The organism is Pseudomonas sp. 7P_10.2_Bac1, assembly GCF_025465935.1.
Lineage (GTDB): Bacteria > Pseudomonadota > Gammaproteobacteria > Pseudomonadales > Pseudomonadaceae > Aquipseudomonas.
Genome location: NZ_JANLNV010000058.1, coordinates 288,838 through 312,815 on the forward strand (window position 1 = coordinate 288,838; position 23,978 = coordinate 312,815).

General features: G+C 58.0%; 20 protein-coding genes. 7 read left to right on the forward strand and 13 right to left on the reverse strand.

Features of this window, described 5'->3' with window-relative positions; all coding sequences use genetic code 11:
- Positions 1 to 64: 64 nt before the first annotated feature.
- Positions 65 to 604, reverse strand: coding sequence for a cytochrome b (locus NTD86_RS10995; protein ID WP_262202240.1), 540 nt, complete (start codon positions 602 to 604; stop codon positions 65 to 67).
- Positions 601 to 1,683: a catalase family peroxidase gene (locus tag NTD86_RS11000; RefSeq protein WP_262202241.1), complete on the reverse strand. Its 1,083-nt coding sequence runs from the start codon at positions 1,681 to 1,683 to the stop codon at positions 601 to 603. The genes NTD86_RS10995 and NTD86_RS11000 overlap by 4 nt, the downstream gene beginning before the upstream one ends.
- Before the next feature lie 185 nt (positions 1,684 to 1,868).
- Between NTD86_RS11000 and NTD86_RS11005 the strand changes: the two genes are divergently transcribed.
- Together NTD86_RS11005 and NTD86_RS11010 are read left to right on the forward strand one after the other, a co-directional pair.
- Positions 1,869 to 2,375: a sigma-70 family RNA polymerase sigma factor gene (locus tag NTD86_RS11005; RefSeq protein ID WP_262202242.1), complete on the forward strand. Its 507-nt coding sequence runs from the start codon at positions 1,869 to 1,871 to the stop codon at positions 2,373 to 2,375.
- Positions 2,372 to 3,121, forward strand: a complete 750-nt coding sequence (locus tag NTD86_RS11010) for an anti-sigma factor family protein (RefSeq protein WP_262202243.1) — start codon at positions 2,372 to 2,374, stop codon at positions 3,119 to 3,121. The genes NTD86_RS11005 and NTD86_RS11010 overlap by 4 nt, the downstream gene beginning before the upstream one ends.
- Positions 3,122 to 3,340: 219 nt before the next feature.
- Here the strand turns inward: NTD86_RS11010 and NTD86_RS11015 are convergent, their stop codons facing one another.
- The 10 genes from NTD86_RS11015 to NTD86_RS11060 form a co-directional block, all read right to left on the reverse strand.
- Positions 3,341 to 3,514 (reverse strand): hypothetical protein, encoded by a 174-nt coding sequence (locus NTD86_RS11015; protein ID WP_262202244.1) that lies wholly within the window; start codon positions 3,512 to 3,514, stop codon positions 3,341 to 3,343.
- 147 nt (positions 3,515 to 3,661) lie between these two features.
- Positions 3,662 to 4,834, reverse strand: a complete 1,173-nt coding sequence (locus tag NTD86_RS11020) for a lactonase family protein (RefSeq protein WP_262202245.1) — start codon at positions 4,832 to 4,834, stop codon at positions 3,662 to 3,664.
- Entirely contained in the window at positions 4,824 to 5,120 is a 297-nt protein-coding gene (locus NTD86_RS11025; protein ID WP_262202246.1) for a DUF5629 family protein, read from the reverse strand. The genes NTD86_RS11020 and NTD86_RS11025 overlap by 11 nt, the downstream gene beginning before the upstream one ends.
- Before the next feature lie 70 nt (positions 5,121 to 5,190).
- Positions 5,191 to 9,867, reverse strand: coding sequence for a dermonecrotic toxin domain-containing protein (locus NTD86_RS11030; RefSeq protein ID WP_262202247.1), 4,677 nt, complete (start codon positions 9,865 to 9,867; stop codon positions 5,191 to 5,193).
- Between the two features lie 305 nt (positions 9,868 to 10,172).
- On the reverse strand, positions 10,173 to 12,830 hold the full coding sequence (gene pepN / locus NTD86_RS11035; RefSeq protein ID WP_262202248.1) for an aminopeptidase N: 2,658 nt from the start codon (positions 12,828 to 12,830) through the stop codon (positions 10,173 to 10,175).
- Positions 12,831 to 12,843: 13 nt separating this feature from the next.
- Positions 12,844 to 13,674 (reverse strand): DUF2797 domain-containing protein, encoded by an 831-nt coding sequence (locus NTD86_RS11040; protein WP_262202249.1) that lies wholly within the window; start codon positions 13,672 to 13,674, stop codon positions 12,844 to 12,846.
- On the reverse strand, positions 13,671 to 13,931 hold the full coding sequence (locus NTD86_RS11045) for a YeaC family protein (RefSeq protein ID WP_048370246.1): 261 nt from the start codon (positions 13,929 to 13,931) through the stop codon (positions 13,671 to 13,673). Before NTD86_RS11045 ends, NTD86_RS11040 begins: the two co-directional genes overlap by 4 nt.
- 101 nt (positions 13,932 to 14,032) lie before the next feature.
- On the reverse strand, positions 14,033 to 14,902 hold the full coding sequence (locus tag NTD86_RS11050) for a rhomboid family intramembrane serine protease (RefSeq protein WP_262202250.1): 870 nt from the start codon (positions 14,900 to 14,902) through the stop codon (positions 14,033 to 14,035).
- Positions 14,899 to 15,870, reverse strand: a complete 972-nt coding sequence (locus NTD86_RS11055; RefSeq protein WP_262202251.1) for a metallophosphoesterase — start codon at positions 15,868 to 15,870, stop codon at positions 14,899 to 14,901. Before NTD86_RS11055 ends, NTD86_RS11050 begins: the two co-directional genes overlap by 4 nt.
- Positions 15,870 to 16,760, reverse strand: coding sequence for an NAD(+) kinase (locus NTD86_RS11060; RefSeq protein WP_153332966.1), 891 nt, complete (start codon positions 16,758 to 16,760; stop codon positions 15,870 to 15,872). Before NTD86_RS11060 ends, NTD86_RS11055 begins: the two co-directional genes overlap by 1 nt.
- Before the next feature lie 99 nt (positions 16,761 to 16,859).
- Here NTD86_RS11060 and NTD86_RS11065 point away from each other — a divergent pair, with 99 nt between their 5' ends.
- Positions 16,860 to 17,816 (forward strand): DUF1853 family protein, encoded by a 957-nt coding sequence (locus NTD86_RS11065; RefSeq protein WP_262202252.1) that lies wholly within the window; start codon positions 16,860 to 16,862, stop codon positions 17,814 to 17,816.
- Positions 17,817 to 17,909: 93 nt separating this feature from the next.
- A complete protein-coding gene (locus tag NTD86_RS11070; RefSeq protein WP_262202253.1) occupies positions 17,910 to 18,455 on the forward strand; it encodes a cytochrome b in 546 nt (181 codons plus the stop codon).
- Between the two features lie 7 nt (positions 18,456 to 18,462).
- On the opposite strand, the gene NTD86_RS11075 is transcribed toward NTD86_RS11070, so the two are convergent.
- Positions 18,463 to 19,386, reverse strand: a complete 924-nt coding sequence (locus NTD86_RS11075) for a 1-aminocyclopropane-1-carboxylate deaminase/D-cysteine desulfhydrase (RefSeq protein WP_262202254.1) — start codon at positions 19,384 to 19,386, stop codon at positions 18,463 to 18,465.
- A gap of 194 nt (positions 19,387 to 19,580) precedes the next feature.
- Here NTD86_RS11075 and mrdA point away from each other — a divergent pair, with 194 nt between their 5' ends.
- The 3 genes from mrdA (at position 19,581) to NTD86_RS11090 (ending at position 23,913) form a co-directional block, all read left to right on the forward strand.
- On the forward strand, positions 19,581 to 21,476 hold the full coding sequence (mrdA, locus tag NTD86_RS11080) for a penicillin-binding protein 2 (protein WP_262202255.1): 1,896 nt from the start codon (positions 19,581 to 19,583) through the stop codon (positions 21,474 to 21,476).
- 323 nt (positions 21,477 to 21,799) lie between these two features.
- Entirely contained in the window at positions 21,800 to 22,774 is a 975-nt protein-coding gene (gene tauA, locus NTD86_RS11085; RefSeq protein WP_262202256.1) for a taurine ABC transporter substrate-binding protein, read from the forward strand.
- 143 nt (positions 22,775 to 22,917) lie between these two features.
- Positions 22,918 to 23,913 carry a GlxA family transcriptional regulator gene (locus tag NTD86_RS11090; protein ID WP_262202257.1) on the forward strand — a complete coding sequence of 332 codons (996 nt, stop codon included), beginning with the start codon at positions 22,918 to 22,920 and terminating at the stop codon, positions 23,911 to 23,913.
- The last annotated feature ends 65 nt before the right edge of the window (positions 23,914 to 23,978 follow it).

Here is a 23,978-nt window from a genome sequence, read left to right on the forward strand (position 1 = left end):
GCCATCTTGGCGGTCGCTGCGCACCCCATCGCAGCCTCATTCTTGGGCAGCGACTACAGGGCTTTTAATCCTTGCCCCGGACCATGCTTTCCAACACCCCGTCACGGCGTACCCAGCCATGGAACAACGCCGCGGCCAAGTGCAGCAGCACGGTAAGGAACATTAAATACGCCAGGTACGTATGGGCCTTGCGCAAGAATGCAAAGGTGCCTGGATTGGCAGGCAGGATGGCTGGCAGTTGCAACGAACTGCTCAGCATCACCGGGTCTCCCGCCGCCGAGATCATCGCCCAACCCACGACGGGCAACGCGAACATCAGCGCGTACAGCAACAGGTGCGACAGTTTTGCCGCCAGCACCTGTACCGACGCCATATCAGCAGGCAGCGACGGTTGTCGGGTCGTGAAACGCACAAACAGTCTCACGATCACCAGCAGCAAAATCGCAATGCCCAAGGGTTTGTGCAGGTTCAACAGCCATTCATGCCGCTCGGAGACCGAAGCCGCCAGCCCAGCCCCAATAAACAGCATGGCAATGATCATCAGCGCCATTAGCCAGTGCAGGAGGCGCGCCAGAGGTGCGAAATGCGAATTCGGTGTGCTCATGGACGTTTCTCCTGGGACAGCTGATCAACTTCACTGGTACGCCGCAAATAAGAGCTGGCATAAGCGGCCGAGCGCGCAGCCAGCAGCGGGTCATCCGAGCCTTCGATGCCATTGGGCAAAATCAACGGATCGTAGTTGATGTCACGGCATTCCCCATCGTTTTGTGGCTCCGCACTTTGCAGCACCAGGGTTCCCGCATTGACCACCTTACGGCTGGCTGGCCAGGTTTTACTCGCATCGTTTACCGGGTCGCCCGCCTCGGCCAAGGTCAGGTTGAACTGCCATCGCAATGGGCCGGCTGACAAGCGTTGCACCAGGTCTTTTTGCAGATAGTCAGCATCGTTTGGTGCACTCGCGTCAGCTGCGTCCCGCCCTTCTGGTACTACTGCCCAACGCACCGCCTGACGTTGTCCGGCCTCATTGACCAGATAAAAAGCGTTAATTGCGTTGTAAGTTTCGGTGGCAAAGCTGGCAGAGGGTTTAGCGGTCTTCACCCATTGCAGAAACGCTGCCGTCTCCGGGTGCGCGGCAAAAAACGCCGGCATGGCGTCGGGCTTCGGCTTGCCGGTGGCCGGGTCCGGCGCCCCCGCTTGCAACATTGCATAGAACGCTTCAGGCGTGCCCACCGGGAAAACCGGCATGCTGTTCATCCCGGTGCGCCACTGCTGGCCATTGGCCTGGGTAAAGCGTAGCGCCAGACTGCGAATCGGCACACTGCTGTCCGGCGCATAAGGGTTACCGCTCGGCAAGGCAAAACGCCCCACAACCGGCGTGCGTCCAGCCGCAAACACTTGCGCATTCGATAACGCCTGTGCACTACCGTTACTCTCGAAATAACCGATCACACACATGCCTTTGGCGTGGTTGCGTCGATAACCGGGGTGTACGCCGTTGTTGCGCTCCAGTGCGTTGACCAGGGTCTTGGGGCGCAACCGCTGCGCATCAAGGGTGCCATTGACGTAATAGAAGGCTGCGGCGATAGCCGCCACCACTGCACCGATAGCCGCCAGACGCAGCATCATGCTGGTAGGGCTCAGTGCAGCCTTGAGGGGCCGCACAGGCGGCAATTGATCTACCATAAAGCGCTCCGAGGCCATGGGCCATCAGGTGGATATGGCCTGTGAGACGCAGGTCGATCAGGCTTATTCCCGGCGCAAGGCAATTTTTTCTGATTATTTATTTTTCAAGTCCGTGGAATAAAAGTTAAACCTGGCCGTCTTCATGACGCTGATCCGATTAACGACCTCACCCGGCGCCAGTCACCATGCCCTCATTTGACGAGCAATTGCGCGAACTAATGCCGAGCCTCAGGCGCTTTGCCCTGTCGTTGACGCGCCACGCCAGCAATGCCGACGACCTGGTGCAAAACTGTCTTGAGCGCGCGCTCGGCAATGCCGCCAGTAAACGCCCGGACGGTGATTTACGCGCCTGGCTGTTTACCATCCTGTACCGCCAGTTTGTCGACCACCATCGGCGTAACCGGCGCTATGCGCGCATGCTGGAATTCTTTACTGGCCGCGACGACGCGCAACCGTCCACCGAGCGCACCGTGATAGCCCAATCCACACTGCAAGCATTCGACCAGTTGAGCACCGAGCAACGGGCGCTGCTGTTATGGATTTCTGTCGAGGGCTTGAGTTACCAACAGGTGGCCGACATTCTCGAAGTGCCGATCGGCACGGTGATGTCGCGCCTGTCACGCGCACGCCAGGCCCTGCGCGCACTCAGTGAAGGCGACATTACCCGCCCTGCTTTGCGGAGACTTAAATGATCACCATCCCGCCCAGTGAGCACGACCTGCATGCTTACGTCGATCACGCGCTCAGCGAGTCGGAACGACAACATGTCGAGCGTTATCTAGACGCCCACCCCGAGGTTGCCGCCAAGGTTCATGCCTGGCAACGCGATGCGCAAAACCTGCGCACGGCATTGCAGCAAACCCTGCTACAACCAGACAACCCGACACTCGATCCCGCGGCCATTCGCCAGCGCCAACGTCGCCAGGTAATGCGTCATTGGGCTACGGCGGCAGTCTTGTTGATTGCGGTCAGCGTGGGTGGGCTCGGCGGCTGGCAGGCCCGGCAAATGACCCTCAGCCCGGCCATCTTGCCGATGACCGATGCACTGGCGGCGCACCGCATGTTTGCCGAACAAGGGTTTCTGCCTGCCGACTATAAAGTCGAGCACAGCAGCGACATGCAAGCCTGGATGGACCGTTATTTCAGCCATGCTGAACGTTTGCCGGACTTGAGCCGTGCAGGCTTTGAACCAATCAGTTGCCGCTTGCTGAGCACCGATCAGGGCGGCGCGGCAATGGTGTTATATGAAAACCCTCAGGGTCAGCAAATCAGCTTTTACATCCGCCCGCCAGGCCCGCAAAACAGCTTGCTGGCACGGGGTATCCGACGCGACGGCGACTTGCAGGCAGACTACTGGTCAGGCTCCGGCTACAACTACGCCATGGTCGGCCCCGCCGAAGGGCCGACTGCAAAGTTGCTGAACACGCTGAGCTTTTGACCCGGCCCTGGTTGGATACTGACTAGTGACTGACGGCAATACGTGCCATAAACGAGCGTGTCAGGCGCAACAGGTTCACACCTACGTGGGGGGGGACCGCAGGACTGGATTGCTGCATCCATATGCAGACCTGTCAACGTTAGGGCGGGAGAAGGTTTTAGTGTCTCGCGATCGATCATAGGTCAAAAGATCGCGAGGCAGCCCCACCCCTAACGGGTTTCAGGAGTGGGTTTTAGGGTCCAGGGCCGCATAGAAGTTGGCGCTTTGCTGCAGGTATTTCTGGGTATAGGCCGTGGACTTTTTGTCGCTCGCCACCGAGCTGGCACTGGCTGGCAAGGCCACGGTGGCGGAAATGGCAGAAGCAGCGATCACAGAGAAAAGATTGAAGTTCATAGCGGTAACCCTCGACGATTCAGTTAGCTTGCTTGCCTGTTCAGGCCGTGGAACCAACTTAACGCCAAGGGTCTTCGCGCTGAAATTCATTGCGCCACTAACCAGTATTACTGCGATTGATAGAAGGCTTAGCCTCCAGCTGCACGCTTATGGGCGATTGATGAATTTGACGTCTGAGGGCGCATCCATTGCCAGCTTTTGCAGGGTTTTGCCCAGCTTGCCGGTGGTCGGATCTCGCTCCACTACCACGATTTCGTTGCTCATCTGGTTGGCGATCAGCAGGAATTTGCCGTTGGGGCTCAGGGTAAATTCACGCGGATGATCACCGTCTACCGAGCGACGCTGGATTTCGCTCAACTCTCCATTCGCCGGGTTGATGCTAAACACCAGTATCTCGTTGGCTTTGCCGCGATTGCTCACATACAGGAACTTGCCATCGGCGGATGCATGTAACGCGCCCGCGGCTCGGTTCTGGGCAGGCATGCCATGGGCCAGATCCACAGCCTGACGCTGTTTGAGCTGACCGTTGTCATAGTCGAAGACAAACACCTGGGCGCTCATTTCAGTGGTCAAGTACGCGTGCTTGCCGTCCTTGGAGAACAACAAGTGTCGAGGCCCGCTACCCGGTGGTAACTCAATGTCCGCAGGCGTGGCAGCAACCAGAGGGTGTTCCGGGTTGGCCGCTGGGTCGTAACGGTAGACAAACACTTTGTCGGCGCCCAGATCACTGGCGTAGACAAACTTGCCGTCAGGCGACGACACCACCGAATGCACATGGGCGGACATCTGGCGTTCGGGGTTGACCCGGCTCGGCTGATGGCTGCTCATTTGCGTCACAGGCTGCAACTGGCCGTCGGCATTGATCGGCACCACGGCAAGGCTGCCACCCGGATCGGCCCCTACGCCGTAGTTGGCCACAAACAGGTACTTTTCATCGGCGCTGAGGCTGGAGTGGGTTGGGTTCTCCCCCAACGTATTGACCTGACTGATCAGGCGCAACGTGTGGGTAGCAGGGTCTATTGCAATACTGCTAACGCGCCCGACCACATCGGCCTGGCCTTGCCCATTCTCATTCACCACAAACAGACGGCGTTGGTCTGGGGACAAGGTCAGCCATGACGGGTTGGCGGCCTTGAAGACTTGCAACGGCTCAGGCGTGATATGTCCGCTTTGGCTGTCAAACTGCAAGCGATAAATCCCTTGGCTCGTGCCTTGGGTGTAAGAGCCCACCAGCAGCTCCACATCAGGGCCCGAGGCGGCATGAGCAGACATGGCCCCGACACTCGAGGCCATCAACAGGGGCAACCATCTAAGCTTCATCCAGCACCTCTTCGTCATCATCGTTGCTCGCGCACACCGCGCTAAAGCAAACCAGGCGGTGTTCACTCGAGTCGCCGGTCAATGTCCAGCTTTGCAGCTGTTGGTCATACACAGCAGCATCGACCTGCTCGGGGGTGATACTCCAACGTTTATTCGCCCGACCGTCCATGGCTTCAATGAGCAGCCCCTTGGCATCAAGGGTAAAGTCAAAGGCATGCAGCCCGTCAATTTCCAGCATGTCGCTGGTTTCAAGGGCTGCACGCAAGGTCTGGTTTGAATCGCTCATTAATCATTCACCTGTGAGAAAGGCGTAATGATAGGTCAAAGCCGCGCATGAACCCATGCCTGTCTGTGTGTTACTGCACCTCCAGTGGCAGAAAACGCCGAGTCAGCATCGCCGGGTGGATAGCGCCGTAATACACCTGGGTAGGGACGCTGCCCGGTTTGGCTTTGGCGTCTTCGGCGCGTTGGCTCATGTAACGCTGGGAAGCCAGCTTGAAATGTGCCGTGTTGACCTTTTGTGCCGGGGTGTTCAGGTCCGGGTAATGCAAGTGCGCGTACCAGAGCACTCGCCCCTTGGTGTTTTTGATTTCGAACTCCTGGACAAAATCCTGACGCTCCCCCCTCATGGAAATTCGCGCATTGATTTTGACAAGGCTGACCTGTTGTCGCTCCAGCAAGGACTCAACGGTGGCAGCCGTAGGCGGCAACGACCATAACAGCTCTACGCCCTGCTCTCGCAGATGCCTGGCTCCCACTGCAAGGCGCTTGAGATACATCGGCACGGTACCCGGGCGCGGCGTATCAACGGGTGGTTGGTCCGGCGCAGCATGCCTGATTTCGAGCCCGAGCTTATCGAGCTTCTGAGCATAACGATCCAGAATTTCTTCGAGCTCCAGGGGGAACTTTGAACGTTTGGCGTAGCTCTTGACCCGATGTATCTGGGTATTCACGCTATCGATCAGTGCGTTGGCCTCTGCCTTGAGCACGCCCAGTGGCCTCGCGCTGACAGGCAATTGCGGTATTTGCACCTCTACCCACTGGCCAGGCGCTGTTTGCTGGAATGATGCCGTCACAAATGAAGAAGGGCCGCTATGGCTACCTTGAGCCTCTGCTGCCCCTCCAACATCCGCGATATCGGTTTGCCCTTCCGCGCTTCTGCCCTTACCGATCAAAATCCCCCTTTTACGGGTGCGAATGATTTTGCGTGTGTAGTGAGGGACACGCGCAGGCACGGATTGCGCCGGCAACCACTCTGAGTCAAGCCTGGCTTGCTCCAGCAGCATCGTCTCGGCATTTCGATCCAATTCTTTGATGACCAACAGCATGCGTTCGAACACAGGCAGGAACAAGCGCGAACTGGCTCCTTCGCGGAAGATCCCCAGCCGGTCTTCTGCCCTTGCATAACGCTCGCGAATATCATTGAGGATTTCAGTGCGCTCTGCGGCACTGAATAAATCGGGGTCGACCAGTTCATGCTGGCTGTCAGCGGTGTAGTACAACTCTGAGAGGATCTGCCGCAAAGTGATCCACTCTTCACTGCCCGGGGTCTGCACGATCAGGTCAATGTAAGCAACCAGCTGATGGGCCCGGCAAATGACGGCTGAACGGTAGAAGGTCGAACTGTCACCGACATAGAGCTTTTTAGCTTCAACTGCCGCTTCATGACCCAGTTTGGGGACATCCCGCAGTTTTTGAATATAACGGTCCATCTCCAGGAAATAACCAGCCGACTTTTCCAGCGTTGCAACCTGCGCCAGACAATCCAGCCGATAGGCTACCGATTCAAGCAGATCGACCCTGATGAAGCGTCCCTCAATGCTGTACACCTCGGGATATTGCAATTGATGCACACCTGTCAGCAGGATGTGGCAGTCGTACAACGTACTTGTAAGGCGCACCAGGTACTTATAGAAGCCGATTAAATTGGTCGGATCCTTATCTTCGGGCCGTATCGTCTGCTTTTCCAGAAACAGCTCAAGCGCTTCAGTGTATTCCGGCTTTTGCCGTTCAAGTACCGCGATCAACTCTTTGAGTGCAGCGCGTCGCTCGGGCAATAGCTCGGCAGCATCCTTATGAAATAAACGGTCACTGGCGTTTTGAGCGATTTCAAGCTCAGCTTCCAGCTCTTTGGCCCGCGAGTTGTAGCGTGTCAATTTTTCACGCAGTTCGTCATAACGTTTATTGCGTTGTTCTCTCATCGCCCACAAACGTCTTTTTGGCCCTCCGCCCAATAAACGGGCACGAACATCAAATCTCCAGACACCCGCATCATCGCCCACAATACGTGGCCCAAGGTCTTGCGGATCGTGAGGGCTCATCAGGTAAACATCGTCATCTTCAAACTGCACAGGGTATAAAAAGCCATCAATGACGGCGTACATCTTCCGGTTGGCGGTGAACAACCCTTTATATTCCCCGCGGGTAACGCCCACCATTTCACCGGCCACGTTTCCTGCACGGTTTCGATCCAACCAACTGAGCTGCCATTGCGTAAGCTTTATTCGGGGGTTGTTGAACCAGGAAAAATCCAATGCGGTTTGACGGTTGCCGACAGGGACTTCCACAGGATTACTGTTGGCCAGTTCAACGGCCGCTGATCTCACCGGTGACGTCATTTCGGCTAACGTTTTAACGCTTCCCGGAAGCCAGTCGCTGTCTGATACGACCGATCGCGGTGCAAGACGCGTGGTCGCCGGCGTGAGATGCAAAAGGACCACGGCGCAGTTGAAGAGCAAATCAATCACAACGGGAGTTTTGCTCTGCTCATCCATCGAGCGCAACGTTTCAATATCCTTCTGCACGGCCAGATACGTGAACGTCATGCCCGTCAACATACGCAAGGGCCAGGTCAAGGGCAGGTTGGGAATTACCGTACTGAACAGCAACCAACCACCGGTGATCAAGGACTGCCAGCGTTGCTCGGTATTGGACACCGATTGCCGATCGGCCAGCTCGGTTAACGTTGCACTCATGCTGGCATATAACGTATGCATGAAATCTGCACTCAAGGCTGACTCAGACAACTTGGCCGCACCAGCCCGAATCGGGAACGAAGAGGACTCATGGACACTCTGGGACGCCAGGTTCATCCGGTAAAACCCACCCGCCTCATACAACCGACGCGCACTGTCCGGCAGCCATTGCAGCACGCTGTTCTGCACGGCTCCTGGCTGTGCAATCCCGGCAAACAACGCAGACCAACTGGGGTATTCGATCAATGGCTGGCGATGCAATGGCCGGTACAAGACATGCCGACCCGCGTTAACGTTGACAGGGCCTATCACAAACATACCGGCAACCACGTGGGGAGGCAGCGAAGGCACCGATAACAGCGTGAGGGGCCGGATACAGATGGCCTGGTCGCCCACCACGCGCCCCTCAGGATGAAGCTGCATGAGTGCCTTGATCATCTGATACCCAGACTCCGTCATGTACGACGTCTTGAGCACTTTGCACTCAAGCGCTTGTAGCACAAGCAATTCGCGCAGTTCATCGCTGTAGAGTTTTTCCCGACGCTGGGCTTCATCAACCGTACTGAGCAGCCGCTGATAAATCCATTGCGGGTAGCGCTGACCAATATTGACGCGGGTAACCAGGTTCTTGATATAGGCCGGCGTCAACCACCACGACTGGATCAGTTGCCCCTTGGCATGGGTGATGGTCATATGGCTGCTACGAACGGCTGTCAGGTTCTCCACAGCCAGTTCCGTAAGCGTCAGCGTGTACTTGTTGAGCGTGCCCACCGTCCCCTCGCCCCCCGGGCCTAGCGGGTCGACGAAGGTGAGCAACAGGTCATCCGCGTGATAGCCCGGTGCCAGCGGTTGATCCCTGCGCATTTGTGCCTGCAAGGCATTCGCGGCAAAAGTATACAAATCGCTGATGTCATCGTTGAAGCGCTTGCCCTTGGCCTCTTTGTACACACTGGCCAGGGCGATCAGGTGCGAACGGTAGGCATACCGGTCTGCGATGGATGCCCCACGCAACCACTCGGGCAACGCGTTATAGACAGGCGTCAGATCGGGTGGATCGCTTTCTCCCAGCGCGGAAAAAGCAACAACCGGGTCAGTGGCAATGGCCACCTGGCGCTCCAGTTCGGCCAGCGTCAACGGCCGATTCAATGCCATGATTGCAGCCAGTTGGCGCTCTAATATGCACATCGCCTGCGTGTCGAGAAAGTCGCTGCCCGGCTCGTAAAGCTCGCATTTGACCGATTTGAGCACATACCTGTCGGTAAACCTTGTGCTCCAGGCGAGAGTGAACTGGTCCAGCAAGGAAAACCATTCAATTGAGCCATTGACCTTGCAGTGGCAATAGGTGATTTTGCGACCTTCAACACACTCGATGAGAATCTCTGACGTGAGCACATGGTAGGTTTGCTCCGCCTCAAACGTGCCGGCCACACTGTAGACCTTGGTACGACGATCAAGGGTGGACTTGTTCAAACGATCATTGCGATTGGGATAGTTGAGCATTTGCAGCAAGAAAGTACGTTGCCCGTCCGACAGGTGAGGCGTCACACTGACACCCTGGCGCAACTGATCCTGAATCATCTGCGCCAACCAGTGCAGACGGTCGCCACCGGTATCGGCGGGTTGATTCCAGTAGGTGGTGAGCGCGTCTTGCAGAGCCACCTGCCACACGGCAATGACATTCAGCAGTACCGGCTCGATTGCGCTCATCGCCTCAATTGCGCTGAACCCTCCTGCGGGCGGCACGTGCTCACTCATTGCGACAAAACATTCGCTGGCACTGTAATACCGGTAATTGAGCGGTTTTTGATTGGCTACATGCTCCAGCACAATATCCAGCAATAAACGATAACGTTGACGGCCCAGAGGTTTGCCCTCGTCGTCTACGGTCAGCACCACATAGGTGGTGTTCACGTCAAAAGCGTGCTGCCAGAACTTGGTATTCAAGCGTTCCGTCAGCAGTTGCGTCACCGCCGAACGTACGGTTGGACGCGATGCGAACTGCGCAGCCACCGCTTGCTGAATCAAGTGCGCGGCATATACGGGAGTGGAATCCGTCATGATCTCTTCCTTTTCATCGAACAGGGATCAGCCCCTGCCTGACAGGAAGAGTGAGAGGTTTTGAACGGGTGCAGGCGGTAGCGGGTTATCTACCAAGCAGCAACGGGTATTTCGTCAAAGATCTCTGGTTCTGGGTCATGAGCAAGAATGGAGACAGCCGGGAGGGAATGCGCAACCACTGCTGCGGCGCATGCAGGTGACGGCACGCTTCGCTTTTCAGCGACGACGTGGTGTGAGAGATCTAGAGGTGCCCCAAGCGTGAAAGCTGGCGCAAGAAGCACCAGCTTTCACAGGGCTAGCGCGGATTACGCCAGGCTTTTGCTGACCACTTCAAACACGTCGCTGGACAGCTCGCCGGAGCTGCGGATGCGCTCCAGCTCGGCTTTCATCAGCGCCTGACGGGCGCTGTCGTATTTACGCCAGCGGGTCAGCGGAGCCAACTGCCGGGAGGCAATTTGCGGGTTCAGCGCATTGAGCTGGATCACCAGGTCGGCAAGGAAGCGATAACCCGAACCATCGGCCGCGTGGAAGTTGACCAGGTTCTGCCCGGCAAAGGCACCGATCAAGGCCCGGACCTTATTCGGGTTTTTGATGTTGAATGCCGGGTGCTCCATCAGTTGCTTGACCCGACCTAAACCACCTGGCAGCGGGCTGGCCGCCTGCACGCTGAACCACTGGTCCATGACCAGCGGATTGTCCTTGAAGTGCTCGGCAAAGCTGGCCAGCGCCAGGGCTTTTTCGGTATCAAATGGCGAGTTGACCAGAATGGCCAGCGCGTTCAGGCGCTCGGTCATGTTGTCGCTGTGCTCGAATTGCTCCAGGGTGGCTGCCACGACTTCAGGCTTGCCGCTGAGGCTCAAATAAGACAGCGCAATGTTTTGTAGGCTGCGACGGGCAAAATGCTCATCTTCGGCCACATACGGCGTCACTTTGGACACTTCGCGGTTCGCCTGATAGCGCGCCCACAACGCGTCGAACAGGCCGTCTGCCAGTTGCTTGCGAGCAAACTCACGGGCAGCGTGGATAGCGTCCACATCAGCCACTTCGCTGATTTCGGTCAAGTAGGCTTCACCCGGCAGCGAGAGCATCTCCGCGACCATTGCCTGATCCAGCTCAGTGTTGGTCAACACGCTGCGTAGTGCCTCAACCAAACGCGGGTCCATGACCAGTGTTTCACCGCGCTGATATTGGCCAATCAGCGTCTGCAGAACCTGTACCGACAGTTGCTGACCGGCGTCCCAACGGTTGAAACCATCTGTGTCGTGTTGCATCAGGAACATCAGTTGGTCACTGCTGTACGCAAACTGCAACTTGACCGGTGCCGAGAACCCCCGCAGCAACGACGGCAGCGGCTTTTCCGTGATGCCGACAAAAGTGAAGGTCTGCTCAGCCTCGGTGACCGACAGCACGCGGCTTGTCCCCACGCCAGCCTGCTCGCCTACCAGTTGCAGCGGCAATTCGGCGCCCTGTGCATCCAGCAGGCCCAACTCGACCGGGATCACGAACGGTAGTTTTTCAACTTTATCCGGGGTTTGCGGGCAGCTCTGCGCGAAGGTCAGGCTATAGGTTTGCTGTGCAGCGTCGTAATGCTCGCTGACCGCCAGACGCGGGGTACCGGCCTGGCTGTACCAGCGCTTGAATTGCGTCAGGTCAGCACCATTGGCGTCTTCCATGGCCTTGATGAAGTCATCGCAGGTCACGGCCTGGCCGTCATGGCGTTCAAAGTACAGATCGCTACCCTTGCGGAAGCCTTCTGCGCCCAACAGCGTCTGGAGCATGCGCACTACTTCCGAGCCCTTCTCGTAAACAGTCAGGGTGTAGAAGTTGGAAATTTCGATAAAGCTCTCAGGGCGCACGGCGTGAGCCATCGGGCCTGCGTCTTCGGCGAACTGGTTGGTGCGCAGGAAGGCCACGTCCTGAATACGCTTGACCACCCGCGAGTTCATGTCGGCCGAGAACTCGGAATCACGGAACACCGTGAAGCCTTCCTTGAGCGACAATTGGAACCAGTCGCGGCAGGTCACGCGGTTGCCCGACCAGTTGTGAAAATATTCGTGAGCAACAATCGCTTCAACCCGCTGGTGAGCGGCGTCGGTCGCCGTTTCGGCGCGGGCCAGCACGGCGCTGGAGTTGAAAATGTTGAGGCCCTTGTTTTCCATGGCGCCCATGTTGAAGTCGTTCACCGCAACGATCATGAAGATGTCCAGATCGTATTCACGACCGTAGGTTTCTTCGTCCCAGCGCATCGACTTTTTCAGGCTGTTCATTGCGTGCTGGCACTTGTCGATGTTCTCTGGCTCGACATAAATGCGCAGCGCCACGGTGCGCTCGGTCATGGTGGTGAACGTGTCTTCCACGCACCACAAATCCCCGGCCACCAGGGCAAACAGATAGGCAGGCTTCTTGAACGGGTCTTCCCAGGTCGCCCAGTGACGACCGTCTTCATCGGGGCCGCTGGCAATCGGGTTACCGTTGGACAGCAGGATCGGATAGCGATGCTGCTCGGCCACCACCGTGGTGGTGAACTTGCTCATCACGTCCGGGCGATCGAGGTAATAGGTGATCTTGCGAAAGCCTTCGGCCTCGCACTGGGTGCAGAACATCGTGCCGGACTTGTACAGGCCTTCCAGCGCGGTATTGGATTCGGGGTGGATCTTGACGCTGGTATCGACCACAAACTGCTCACGGGTCGGGTGCAGGGTCAGGTGGCTGTCGGTCAGTTCGTAGTCCGCCGCTGTCAGCTCGACATCGTCCAGCTTGACCGACAACAGCTCCAGTTGCTGGCCGTCCAGCGCCAGGGCCGGGAAGCCGGCGCCACGCTCAGGGTTGCGGCGCATCACCAGTTGCGCATGGACCAGCGTGTGGTCCTCGAACAACTCGAAGGTCAGGTGCGTCTCGTCAATCAGGTACTCGGGCGCCTGGTAATCCTTCAGGTAGATCATTTGCGGTTGTTCGGTGCGCATGCTGCCATCCTTTTTACTGATGCACGGCCAACTGGTAGGCCGTGTATTTGCGAATATTGATAACGCCGGTGTCGAAGATAAGGTATTGACCCTTGATCCCCATCAACGTGCCTTCAACGATAGGGTCTTTGTCCAGATTAAAGCTCACGATCTTGCTCGGGTACTGCTCGACCGGGTAGCGAATCTCGATGGGCTCGACGCTATGCAAAGGTTGTACCGCCTGAAGGCCAAAACGTTCCTGCAAGATCTGCAGGCCTTCGGCGCAACTGCCAAACAGCTGATCACGCACCGCTACCAGATCCACCGGCTCGGCATCGCCCTTAAGCAGTGCGCGCCAGTTGGTACGGTCGGCCACTTGAGTGCGCAGCAGGTCTTCGACAAAACCCGATTGCTGGCGGGTGGCCACGCGCACAATCGGCAATGCCTGGCTCGCGCCCTGGTCCAGCCAACGAGTGGGCAGTTGCGTTGCCCGGGTAATGCCGACCTTGATCCCGGACGAGTTGGCCAGGTAGACCACATGGTCAGTCATGCAAAACTTCTCGCCCCACGATGGCTCACGACACGTGCCTGCATCGTAATGGCAGCGTTCCGGGCTCATGATGCACACATCGCATTGCGCCAGTTTGGTCATGCACGGGTAGCAATATCCCTGGCTGAAGCTTTTTTTGGTTTTGCGTCCGCAGTGGGTGCAGTTGATCTCCCCCAAGAACTCCAGACGCAATTTGGTACCGATCAACGGATTGACCGGCACCTGGGTATCGCCTAAACGAAACGCATATTGAACGGTCGGCGTTTCAAGGCTTGCCGACATTTTGCTGATTGCACCGCGACCAATCTCAATCAATGGATAGCATCCGACTTGAACAGGATGTTAGGCACGGGCGCCGACTTGGAACTGCACTCTTGTGGGCCCATGTAGCCGGTACGCTCCTCTTCGGGCAGGTTTTGCACTTCCCAGGCGATCATCGCCTGCAATGACAGCTCGCGCTGCTCGGCAGTCAGCTTGTTGCCATCGGCCCATTTGCCGATTTCAACCGCCAGCTTCAGGCTCTGATAGATATCAGGGGTGATGTTTTTAATCATTTCATTGAAAGAGGACATGCTTCTTTTCCTGCTCGATAACATTTGCATGAAATTAAACCCCTGCAGGAGCGAGCTTTCAAAGCTCAAAAGATCGCGAGCAAGCTCGCTCCTACACGGTCTTAAACCTGTTTGCGGCTTGCCCACAGCCCGCCCAGCAAGCCGGTCAGGCAGCCAATCAACAACCCGCCGACGTGTGCCGCGTTGGCGATTTCACCAAAGCCGATCATCGACACCAGCCCGGACATGCACAGTGCCAACCACACCAGCATCATTACCAGCACGCCGCGCGGCAAGTGAAAGACCGGATTGGGTGCCATCACCTGGTAAATCCACACATGCCCGAGCAAACCGTACAGCACACCGGACAAACCGCCGAACAGGCTCGGGCCGCCAAACAGGTACTGGGCAAAGTTCGACACCAGGCTGAACAACAAGCTCAAGCCAATGAGGTTGATGCTGCCCTGGCGTATTTCAACCCGACGCCCCAGCTCCCAGAACCACATGCCATTCATGGCAATGTGCAGGACGCCAAAATGGATGAACATCGGCGTAAACAACCGCCACCACTGCCCCGAGGCGAGGCTTTCCGACAAAGGCGTGAATTCGACGTATTGCCCATGGATATTGAAGCCCACAAAGGTCAACGCACTCAGGCTGGACAGGTTCTCGCCCAGCTGGGTGATCACCGCCACGACGATGCACACCAGCAAGATCAACGCGGTCGCCGGGCTGGCCCGCAGTTGCTGGGCGAAACTGGGGCGGCTCATTGCGGCAGGCCGCTCGGCTATCGGTAACTCGTTATTGGGGTCACCCGCCGGGTATTGCTGATACAGACTGCGGACATCATCGGCAATGGACTCTGGGGCCCACAGCACCTGCTGCCCGGCTTCTTCGCTGACCCGATGCGGGACTTGCAGGCGCTTGAGCAATGCCACAAATCCGCCCAGGTCGACCGAAATCGGTAAACGTAAAACAGCCACCACACTCATTGCACAGCCTCCGGGCGTTCTACATCCACCCACACAAACTTGTCGGGATCGAGCCGGGTTTCTTGATCCAGCCGGTACGCCACCAGCTTGCCGTACAACACCGCGCTGTAGTCCAGGCAGGCAAGGTTTGGCCGTATGGCCGCTGGCTCGCCGCTGCGCCAGTAGTGGCCAACAAACAGCATTGGCTCATCGCTGCCATAGCGCAGCAGCGTGCCCTTTTCCGTCGGCGACAGCGGCTTTTGCGCCACACGCTCTGGCAGTGCGTCAGGTTGAAACACGATATCTCCGTAGGTCTTGGGGTCGTCTTCCCAGAATTTGGTGCGGAAAAACGCTCGCGTCAGGCCGTCACCGCCGGTCAGGGTCATGCCATCCGGCAAACGCATGTCGGTGCCCCGCAGTAGCCGATTGAAGCTCAGGTGGGCAAAACTGTCTGAGTCCGCGGCGGCCTGCAGAAAGCGCTGATCAATACGCCCATCCGGGTAATGCGAACGTAGCGCGGCAATCACCTGCGGGTCCCAACAGGCATGCACCACCCGGAAGCGACCCGCATCGACAAACAGCGGCATGTCATAAAACCACTGCACAAAGTCGTGCCACTCGCCCGGGTAATGAGCGAATTGCTCCAGGGTTTCGTGAATCAGCCGGGTGTGCCGTGCATTGTGCTCACGCACATACTCTTTGCCACTGCCCGGCGGGGCCGGTGTGCACCAGCCCAGGGCGTTGAATTCATGGTTGCCCATCAGGCAGAGCGCCTGACCGGCCTGAACCATGTCGTACACAATATGCAGCGACTCGCGAATACGCGGGCCGCGGTCAATGATGTCACCCAGAAACACCGCCATCCGTTGCGGGTGTCGCCAGATACCGGCGAGTTTTCGATAGCCCAGACGTTCCAGCAGGTGCTCAAGGGTATGAGCACAGCCATGCACGTCACCGATCAGATCGTAACTGCGCGCAGGATCGAGCATCAGTCGCTCCTACCGCCCAGTCGGCTGCCCCAGCCAAGCTTGGTCCGACACACTTCATAGTAGTTGTGGTCCAACGGATGAATCAGGCGCAGCTTCTGCGCTTTTTTGCTGACAGTAATGGTGTCGCCCGGCGCACAGGTGAAGTGATTCTGGCCATCGCACGAGACTTGCGGGTAGATCTGCATGTCCTTGGCCACGACGATCTTCAGTTCGCTGTTGCCATCGACCACAATCGGGCGGCTGCTGAGGGTATGTGGGTACATCGGCACGATAACGATGGCGTCCAGCTTGGGGTGCATGATCGGGCCACCAGCCGACATGGCGTAGGCAGTGGAGCCCGTAGGCGTGGCCACGATCAGGCCGTCAGCCTTCTGGCTGCACACGAACTGGCCGTCGATGTGCATTTCGAATTCGATCATCCGCGTGGACTTGCCGGGGTGCAGCACCACGTCATTCAAGGCATCGCCCTGTCCGATGGCTTCACCGTGGCGACGTACTTCGGCCTGTAACAAGAAGCGATTTTCGACCTTATAGTGGCCATCGAGCACTTCTGCGACCTTGACTTCGAGCTCATCCGGGCGAATATCGGTTAAAAAACCCAGGCTGCCGCGGTTAATGCCCAATACGGGAACATTGTGACGGGCCAGTGCACGGGCCGCGCCGAGCAAACTGCCATCGCCGCCGACCACAATCACCATGTCACAGACCTCGCCGAGCATCTTGCGCGAAGAGGTCTGCAGGCCGTGCCCAGGCAACACCTCGGCGATGGTGTCTTCAAGGATCACGTGCATGTGCCGCTCAAGCAGAAATTTTTTCAGTCGGCGAACCGTATCGAGCACCTGTGAACTGCCCAAACGACCAATAATGCCGATATTACGAAATTGCTCCATGAGGCTCCTGCAAGGTTTTAGGCGTGCGAAAACAGCGATTATGGTCGAAACACGACAATAGACAAAACCCTTTCAGGCGATGGGAGCTATGCTCGCACAATGACCCTCTTTCCAGACTTGCTCAACCTGCCCCGCCAATTGCGTCACCCGCAGGTGCGTGATTTGGCGTGGGTAATACTCGCTCCGCCCATGCTCAGCCAAACCCCTTGGCCGCAGCGTCATCCTCTGGCGGGTAGTGATTGGGTCCAGGCCCCTGGCCAGTTGGAACGCTGGCTGCGAGAACTCGACCAGGACAGCCAGCCGCTGCAACACTGGCTGGAACAGGCAACCACCCGTCGCCTGGGGCGATACTACGAACGGCTCTGGCAATACGCCATCCAACACGCCCCAGGCGTAGAACTGATTGCAGCCAATCTGCCAATCCGTCTGGGAGGTCATACGCTGGGCGAGCTGGATTTGCTGGTGCGTGACCGAGACGGGGTTCACCACCTGGAGCTGGCTATCAAGCTCTACCTCGGCCCGCAGCAAGATGACGGCCGGGATCCGGCCAACTGGCTGGGCCCTGGCAGCAATGACCGACTGGATCGCAAACTCAAACACTTCAGCCAGCATCAGTTGCCCATGTCTAACCGCCCTGAAAGTCGCGACATACTGAATGCGCTGGATATCCAGGCATTCAGCGCCCAGATGTGGCTGGGAGGTTATCTGTTATACCCGTGGCCGGGGCATTCACTGCCGCCAGAAGGCGCACACCCGCAGCATCTGCGCGGCCGCTGGCTGCACCAGTGTGATTGGCCAGCCTTTGTGCGCCAAAGTGCGGCCGGTTGCTGGCAGCCCCTGCCCCGGCATGCCTGGCTGGCGCCAGCGCACTATCAGCAAGAGGGCTTGTGGAGCGAACAACAGCTCAGCGTATGGCTGGCCGAACTGCACCCGCAGGCACCGGCGCAACTGATGGTGCGCCTGGTCGAAAACGGCAACGGCGAGTGGGAAGAGGCTGAGCGGCTGTTTTTAGTGTCCGACCTATGGCCAAAGGTGCCCGGCAACCCAGAAAGCTGACCCAGCTCAGCCTTTTCACCGGCAGGCGTATTACAGTTAAGGCACTCCGTCGAACAAGAACGGAGGCTAAAACCTGAACCGTGAGGAAACGCCATGTCCTGGAAAAGCACCGCTGATCGCTACAGCCGGGCGTCCATTGCGCTGCACTGGCTGATGGTCCTGCTGTTTATTCTGATTTACGCCTCGATCGAATTACGGGGAATTTTCCCTAAAGACAGCGACGGCCGAACACTGATGAAAGACGCGCACTTTATGCTCGGCCTGACGGTGTTTGTGCTGGTCTGGCTGCGACTGCTGGCGCGAACCTTGGGCGTGGCACCCGACATCGTACCCGCCCCGCCCGCCTGGCAAACGGCGCTGGCCACCGTGATGCATTGGGCGCTGTACCTGTTCATGATCACCATGCCGGTGCTGGGTTACCTGATTCTTAGCCATAACGACAAGCCCGTGTTCTTCTATGGGATCGACATCCCGCCCCTGACCGCGAAAAACGTAGACCTCGCCAGGCAAATCAAAGGCTGGCACGAACTGTTGGCAACCCTGGGCTACTGGCTGATCGGCCTGCACGCGCTCGCCGGGCTCGGTCATCACTACCTGATCAGAGACAACACCCTGCTGCGCATGCTGCCAAAACGCTGAACGGCTCCTACGAAGCGAAGGTAACCCCCCGGCGCCCTTGCAAACCGCCGGTATGCACAAATATCACACGCTGCCCACGACCGATACGCCCCGCCTCAATCGCTTGCTTGAGCGCCATCAGGGCTTTGCCGGTATACAGCGGCTCCAGCGGCAAACCACTGGCCGCTTCGCTGGTCTGGATAAACGCCAGCAAGGCCTCATCCACTTTGGCAAAACCGCCACGACTGGCGTCGATCAGTTCAAAATGGCGCCCTGCATGCCCCGCCGCCTGCAAAATCGCCTCAACCTGCGGCGCCACGCCATGATCGTCCGGCACCGCCAACGCGCCATACACCGGGCGCTGCCCTGCCTCTGCGAGTACCAACCCGGCCAAGGTCGTGCCGGTACCGGCGGCCAGCCACCAAGCGTCGTAATCGGCCCAGCCCAGCGTGGCCAATTGCTCTTGCACCTGATGCACCAGCGTCATGCAGCCCAGCGCACCCGGCAGCCCACCACCGCCTTCCGGCACGGGATACAACGCTGGGTATTGGGCCTGCCAGGGCTCCCAAAAACCCGGTGCGTGCCGTGCCCGATAACCGGCAAAACCCAGCCAGTGCAGTTGCATGCCATAACGCTCAAGGTCCTGCGTGGTCGGGGTTTGCTGGGCGTAACCACGCATCAGCCCGACAGTCGCAAAACCAAACCGCTTGCCCGCCGCCGCCAGGGCATGCAAATGGTTGGAATGGGCTCCGCCAAGGCTGATCAAACCTTGTGCCCCAGCGGCGCGTGCGGCCGTCAGATGCTCGGTGAGTTTGAACCACTTGTTGCCACTGATCAGCGGGTCGATCTGATCCAGGCGCAAGACGGCCACCTCAACACCGGCCTGTTGCAGCCAATCCAGGTGTAAGCTCTGCAACAACGCGCGCGGGCGCCAATCCATCAAAGGCAGCATCGACACCGTTTCCTTAAAAGGAAGCAAGTTTACAGCAGGCTGTGACAACAGCAGACTGTCGGCTTGCGCGGATTTGCCGACCAATAAACCGACTTGAACTCGAGCTTCTTGGTAAGGTGTGCGCCGATTTTGCTGCCCGTTGTCGCCCCCGCTGGCTGCTTCATTTTTGTTTACTGACATGAGACACCCGGAACATGCCCGAGCCGATCCCTCTTAAAGATCACGACACCGAGAAACGGCTGGTCAATAAAAGACTGATTGCGTGCGCCCTGCTGGTCTTGGCGATCAGTTGCACGCTCATCGGTCGACTGTATTTTTTGCAAGTCACCGAGTTCGACTACAACTCGACGGTCTCTGAGAACAATCGGGTTCACGTGCTGCCCATACCGCCGGAACGCGGCCTGATCTATGACCGCAACGGCGTGCTGCTGGCCGATAACCAGCCAAGCTTCAACATGACCATCACCCGTGAGCGGGCCGGTGACACCGCCAAGGTGCTGGACAACGTGATGAACATCCTGCACCTGCCTGAAGAAGACCGCGCCGTGTTCACCAAGGCCATGAAGCAGGCCCGCCATCCGTTTGACCCTTCGACCTTGCTGTACGAACTGACCGAAGAGCAAATTGCCCTGCTGGCCGTCAACCAGTACCGCTTGCCGGGCATTGATGTCGAAGCGCAATTCGTCCGTCATTACCCTCAGGGCGATCACTTTGCGCATTCCGTGGGCTACGTCGGTCGGATCAACGAGAAAGAAGCCAAGCAGTTGGACCCGACCGAGTACCGGGGCACGCAGTCGATCGGCAAAACCGGCATCGAGCGCTTTTATGAGCCCGAACTGCATGGCCAGGTAGGTTTTGAAGAAGTCGAGACCAATGCCCAGGGCCGGGTGATGCGCGTGCTGCGCCACCATGATGCGGTTGCGGGCAAGAACATCGTCCTGAGTCTGGATATCCACCTGCAAGAAGCCGCCGAAGAGGCCTTGGGCGACCGTCGCGGCTCCATCATCGCCATCGACCCGAAAACCGGTGAAGTGCTGGCAATGGTCAGCAAGCCCAGCTTCGACCCCAATCTGTTTGTGACCGGCATCAGCTCCAAGGATTACTCGGCACTGCGTGACTCGGTGGACAAACCCTTGTTCAACCGTGCCTTGCGCGGCCTGTATGCGCCGGGCTCGACCATCAAGCCGGAGGTGGCCATTGCCGGCCTGGACAGCGGCGTGATTTCCGCCTCGACCCGCGTATTCGACCCTGGCTACTTCCAACTGCCCAACGTCGACCACAAATACCGCAACTGGAACCACAGCGGCGACGGCTGGGTTGACCTGAACGCTGCGATCATGCGCTCCAACGACACCTACTTTTATGACTTGGCGTCCAAACTGGGCATTGATCGCATGCACGACTACATGTCGATGTTCGGCCTCGGGCAAAAAGTCTCCCTGGACATGTTTGAGGAGTCCCCCGGCCTGATGCCATCGCGCGAGTGGAAACGCAGCACTCGTCGCCAGGCCTGGTTCCCCGGTGAAACCGTGATCTTGGGGATCGGTCAGGGCTACATGCAGGTCACACCGTTGCAACTGGCCCAGGCCACCGCACTGATCGCCAACAAAGGGGTGTGGAACCGTCCGCACCTGGCAAGGACCATCGACGGCACCCCGCCCGTAGACGCCAGCCCCATGCCGAATATCGTGCTGCACGACCCCAAGGAATGGGAACAGGTCAACCACGCCATGCAATTGGTAATGCACGATCCGCGCGGGATTGCCCGGGCAGCGGCGCAGGGTGTGCAATATCGGATTGCCGGTAAAAGTGGTACGGCGCAGGTGGTGGCGATCAAACAAGGCGAGCGTTACGACCGTTTGAAAACCGCCGAGCGCAACCGCGATAACGCCTTGTTTGTCGGCTTTGCCCCGGCAGAAGACCCACAAATCGTGATTTCGGTGATGATCGAGAACGGTGAAGCCGGTGGCCGCGTAGCCGGGCCGGTAGTGCGAAAAGTGATGGACGCCTGGCTACTAGACAGCCATGGCGTACTCAAACCTCAATACGCCAGCCCCCAGGAAAAACCGCACACCACTCCGCACGTTTGACATCACTCGGTCTTTTGATGTCTGACGAATGCCCTGTAGGAGCGAGCTTGCCTCGCGATCTTTTGATCTTTTAAAAGATCGCGAGGCAAGCTCGTTCCTACACTGGTTTACTGAGTACGGTGCAGGCCAGCTTTTTTTAATCGTATCCTCACGGCTGTTTTGCCTGATCTCAAGAACCCGCCGCACCTCACACCGACTGGCGCTCTAAGCTAGTTCCAAAACGGTATTGTCCCCTTCTTTTTAAAGCACTTAGATTCAGCCCAACGGATGACCGGGCGCGTACCGTGCCTTTCATACAACACCTTCACAACAAGGCTGATTCCATGTCTGTGCGTACACTTCTGCTGGCTCTCTCACTCGCAGGGCTAAGCCTCGGCGCCCACGCTGGCGACCTTACCATCGGCTATATCACCGGTATCGATCCGACCAAGCTGGCTCAGGCCGAAGGCACGTACGACAAAGCCATTGGCGAGAAAATCGACTGGCGCCGCTTCGATTCCGGCCCGGCCGTGGTCTCGGCGCTGGCCTCCGGCGATCTGCAAATCGGCAATTTAGGGTCAAGCCCGCTGGCCGCCGCCGCGTCGCGCAACGTGCCACTGGTCACGTTTATCGTCACCGCGCAGATCAAAGGCTCCGAAGCGCTGGTGGTACGCGATGGCAGCGGCATCACGAAACCCGAAGACCTGATCGGCAAAACCATTGCCACGCCCTTTGTGTCGACCTCGCACTACAGCCTGCTTGGCGCGCTGAAGCACTGGAACCTTACGCCACAGCAAGTCAAAGTGATCAACTTGAGCCCGGCCCAGATCACCGCAGCCTGGAAGCGCGGCGACATTGACGGTGCATTCACCTGGTCGCCAGCGCTGGGCGAAATCCGCAAGACTGGCAAAATCCTCACCGATGCCGGCCAGGTCAGCGAATGGGGTTCACCGACCTTTGAGGTGTGGGTTGCGCGCAAGGACTTTGCTGAGAAACACCCGGAAATCGTGGCCAAGTTTGCCAAAGTAAGCCTGGATGCCATTGCCGACTACAACGCACACCAGGCCGACTGGACCGCTAATTCGGAGCAGGTGCAGAAAATCGCCCGTCTCACTGGCGCCAACCCAGAAGACATCCCGGAGTTGCTGCACGGTGCGCACTTCCCTTCGGCAGCTGAACAGCATTCCGCGCAATTGCTCGGCGGCGGGACCGCCCAGGACATCGCACACACCGCACAATTTTTGAAAGAACAAGGCAAGATCGAAAGCGTATTGCCGGACTATTCGGCCTTTGTCAGCGATAAATTTGTGCCGCAATAACAAACGCTTAACCTCTGGCATAACAAATGCTTCCTTACGCTGCAGATCACCGCAGGTTGCCCCCGCACACGGGAACAAAAATGCAACGTACTGCGTGAACCCCGACGCTAGACGCGTCCTGAAGCGTAAGGAGCAAGCCGAGAATGCCCGCACCTGTTACAGGTTCAACGCTGAATGCGCCCACGGTGAAAACCGTGGGCTTTCTGGTGATACCAAACTTCACCACAATCGGTTTTGCCTCTGCGATTGAAACCCTGCGCATGGCGAATATGGCCGCGCGTCATGAACTGTTTCGCTCGGTGATCATCGCGCCCAACCTGGACCCGGTCATCGCCAGCAATGGCATGCGCATCCTGCCGGACTACGCCATCGATGACGCACCAAAACTGGACATTTTGCTGGTGGTCGGTTCCAACCCGATTGTGTCCCACCTCAGCAGCCGCCCCCTGCTCAACTGGCTGCGCAAGCTGGCCCACGACAAGGTCACACTAGGCGGCATTTGCACCGGCAGTTACTGGCTGGCTCGCGCCGGGCTGCTCAAGGGCTATCGATGCACCATCCACTGGGAGGATATCGAAACCCTCAAGGACCACTTCCCAGGAATCATCATTTCCAACCAACTGTTCGAGATGGACCGCGACCGCTACACCTGTTCAGGCGGTGTGGCGTCCATGGACATGACACTGCAAATCATCGCCCGCGAACCAGGCGGCCGGGAAATCGCAGCCCATGCGGCAGAGCTGCTGCTCTGTGATCGGGCACGGGGCGCGCAAGAACAGCAACGCGTGCCCCTGCGCCAAAAACTCGGTACTTCCCAACCCAAGCTCAGCCAGGTGGTCGCCATCATGGAAGCCAACCTAGAAGAACCCGTCAGCCTTGAAGATCTGGCCCGCCTCAACGAAGTGTCGGTGCGCCAGTTGGAGCGACTGTTTCACAAGCATCTGCAACGTACGCCGAGCCAGTATTACCTAGAACTTCGATTGGCCCGCGCCCGCACGTTATTACTGCGCAGCGAATCGCAAGTGCGCGACATCGCCCTGGCCTGCGGTTTCGTCTCGGCGGCGCACTTTTCCAAGTGCTACAGCCGATTGTTCGGCGTCTCGCCCATCGGCGAGCGCAAGCAGGTAGCGTTGCACTGAGTGTTTGCAGGCAAATAAAACGAAGGCTGCAATCTTCTACTCCATCAAAAGATTGCAGCCTTCGG

Excerpts from the sequence above, each read along its gene's own strand:
- NTD86_RS10995 (WP_262202240.1), bottom strand. The coding sequence starts at position 604 with ATGAGCACACCGAATTCGCATTTCGCACCTCTGGCGCGCCTCCTGCAC.
- NTD86_RS11000 (WP_262202241.1), bottom strand. The coding sequence starts at position 1,683 with ATGGTAGATCAATTGCCGCCTGTGCGGCCCCTCAAGGCTGCACTGAGC.
- NTD86_RS11005 (WP_262202242.1), top strand. The coding sequence starts at position 1,869 with ATGCCCTCATTTGACGAGCAATTGCGCGAACTAATGCCGAGCCTCAGG.
- NTD86_RS11010 (WP_262202243.1), top strand. The coding sequence starts at position 2,372 with ATGATCACCATCCCGCCCAGTGAGCACGACCTGCATGCTTACGTCGAT.
- NTD86_RS11015 (WP_262202244.1), bottom strand. The coding sequence starts at position 3,514 with ATGAACTTCAATCTTTTCTCTGTGATCGCTGCTTCTGCCATTTCCGCC.
- NTD86_RS11020 (WP_262202245.1), bottom strand. The coding sequence starts at position 4,834 with ATGAAGCTTAGATGGTTGCCCCTGTTGATGGCCTCGAGTGTCGGGGCC.
- NTD86_RS11025 (WP_262202246.1), bottom strand. The coding sequence starts at position 5,120 with ATGAGCGATTCAAACCAGACCTTGCGTGCAGCCCTTGAAACCAGCGAC.
- NTD86_RS11030 (WP_262202247.1), bottom strand. The coding sequence starts at position 9,867 with ATGACGGATTCCACTCCCGTATATGCCGCGCACTTGATTCAGCAAGCG.
- pepN (WP_262202248.1), bottom strand. The coding sequence starts at position 12,830 with ATGCGCACCGAACAACCGCAAATGATCTACCTGAAGGATTACCAGGCG.
- NTD86_RS11045 (WP_048370246.1), bottom strand. The coding sequence starts at position 13,931 with ATGTCCTCTTTCAATGAAATGATTAAAAACATCACCCCTGATATCTAT.
- NTD86_RS11050 (WP_262202250.1), bottom strand. The coding sequence starts at position 14,902 with ATGAGTGTGGTGGCTGTTTTACGTTTACCGATTTCGGTCGACCTGGGC.
- NTD86_RS11055 (WP_262202251.1), bottom strand. The coding sequence starts at position 15,870 with ATGCTCGATCCTGCGCGCAGTTACGATCTGATCGGTGACGTGCATGGC.
- NTD86_RS11060 (WP_153332966.1), bottom strand. The coding sequence starts at position 16,760 with ATGGAGCAATTTCGTAATATCGGCATTATTGGTCGTTTGGGCAGTTCA.
- NTD86_RS11065 (WP_262202252.1), top strand. The coding sequence starts at position 16,860 with ATGACCCTCTTTCCAGACTTGCTCAACCTGCCCCGCCAATTGCGTCAC.
- NTD86_RS11070 (WP_262202253.1), top strand. The coding sequence starts at position 17,910 with ATGTCCTGGAAAAGCACCGCTGATCGCTACAGCCGGGCGTCCATTGCG.
- NTD86_RS11075 (WP_262202254.1), bottom strand. The coding sequence starts at position 19,386 with ATGCTGCCTTTGATGGATTGGCGCCCGCGCGCGTTGTTGCAGAGCTTA.
- mrdA (WP_262202255.1), top strand. The coding sequence starts at position 19,581 with ATGCCCGAGCCGATCCCTCTTAAAGATCACGACACCGAGAAACGGCTG.
- tauA (WP_262202256.1), top strand. The coding sequence starts at position 21,800 with ATGTCTGTGCGTACACTTCTGCTGGCTCTCTCACTCGCAGGGCTAAGC.
- NTD86_RS11090 (WP_262202257.1), top strand. The coding sequence starts at position 22,918 with ATGCCCGCACCTGTTACAGGTTCAACGCTGAATGCGCCCACGGTGAAA.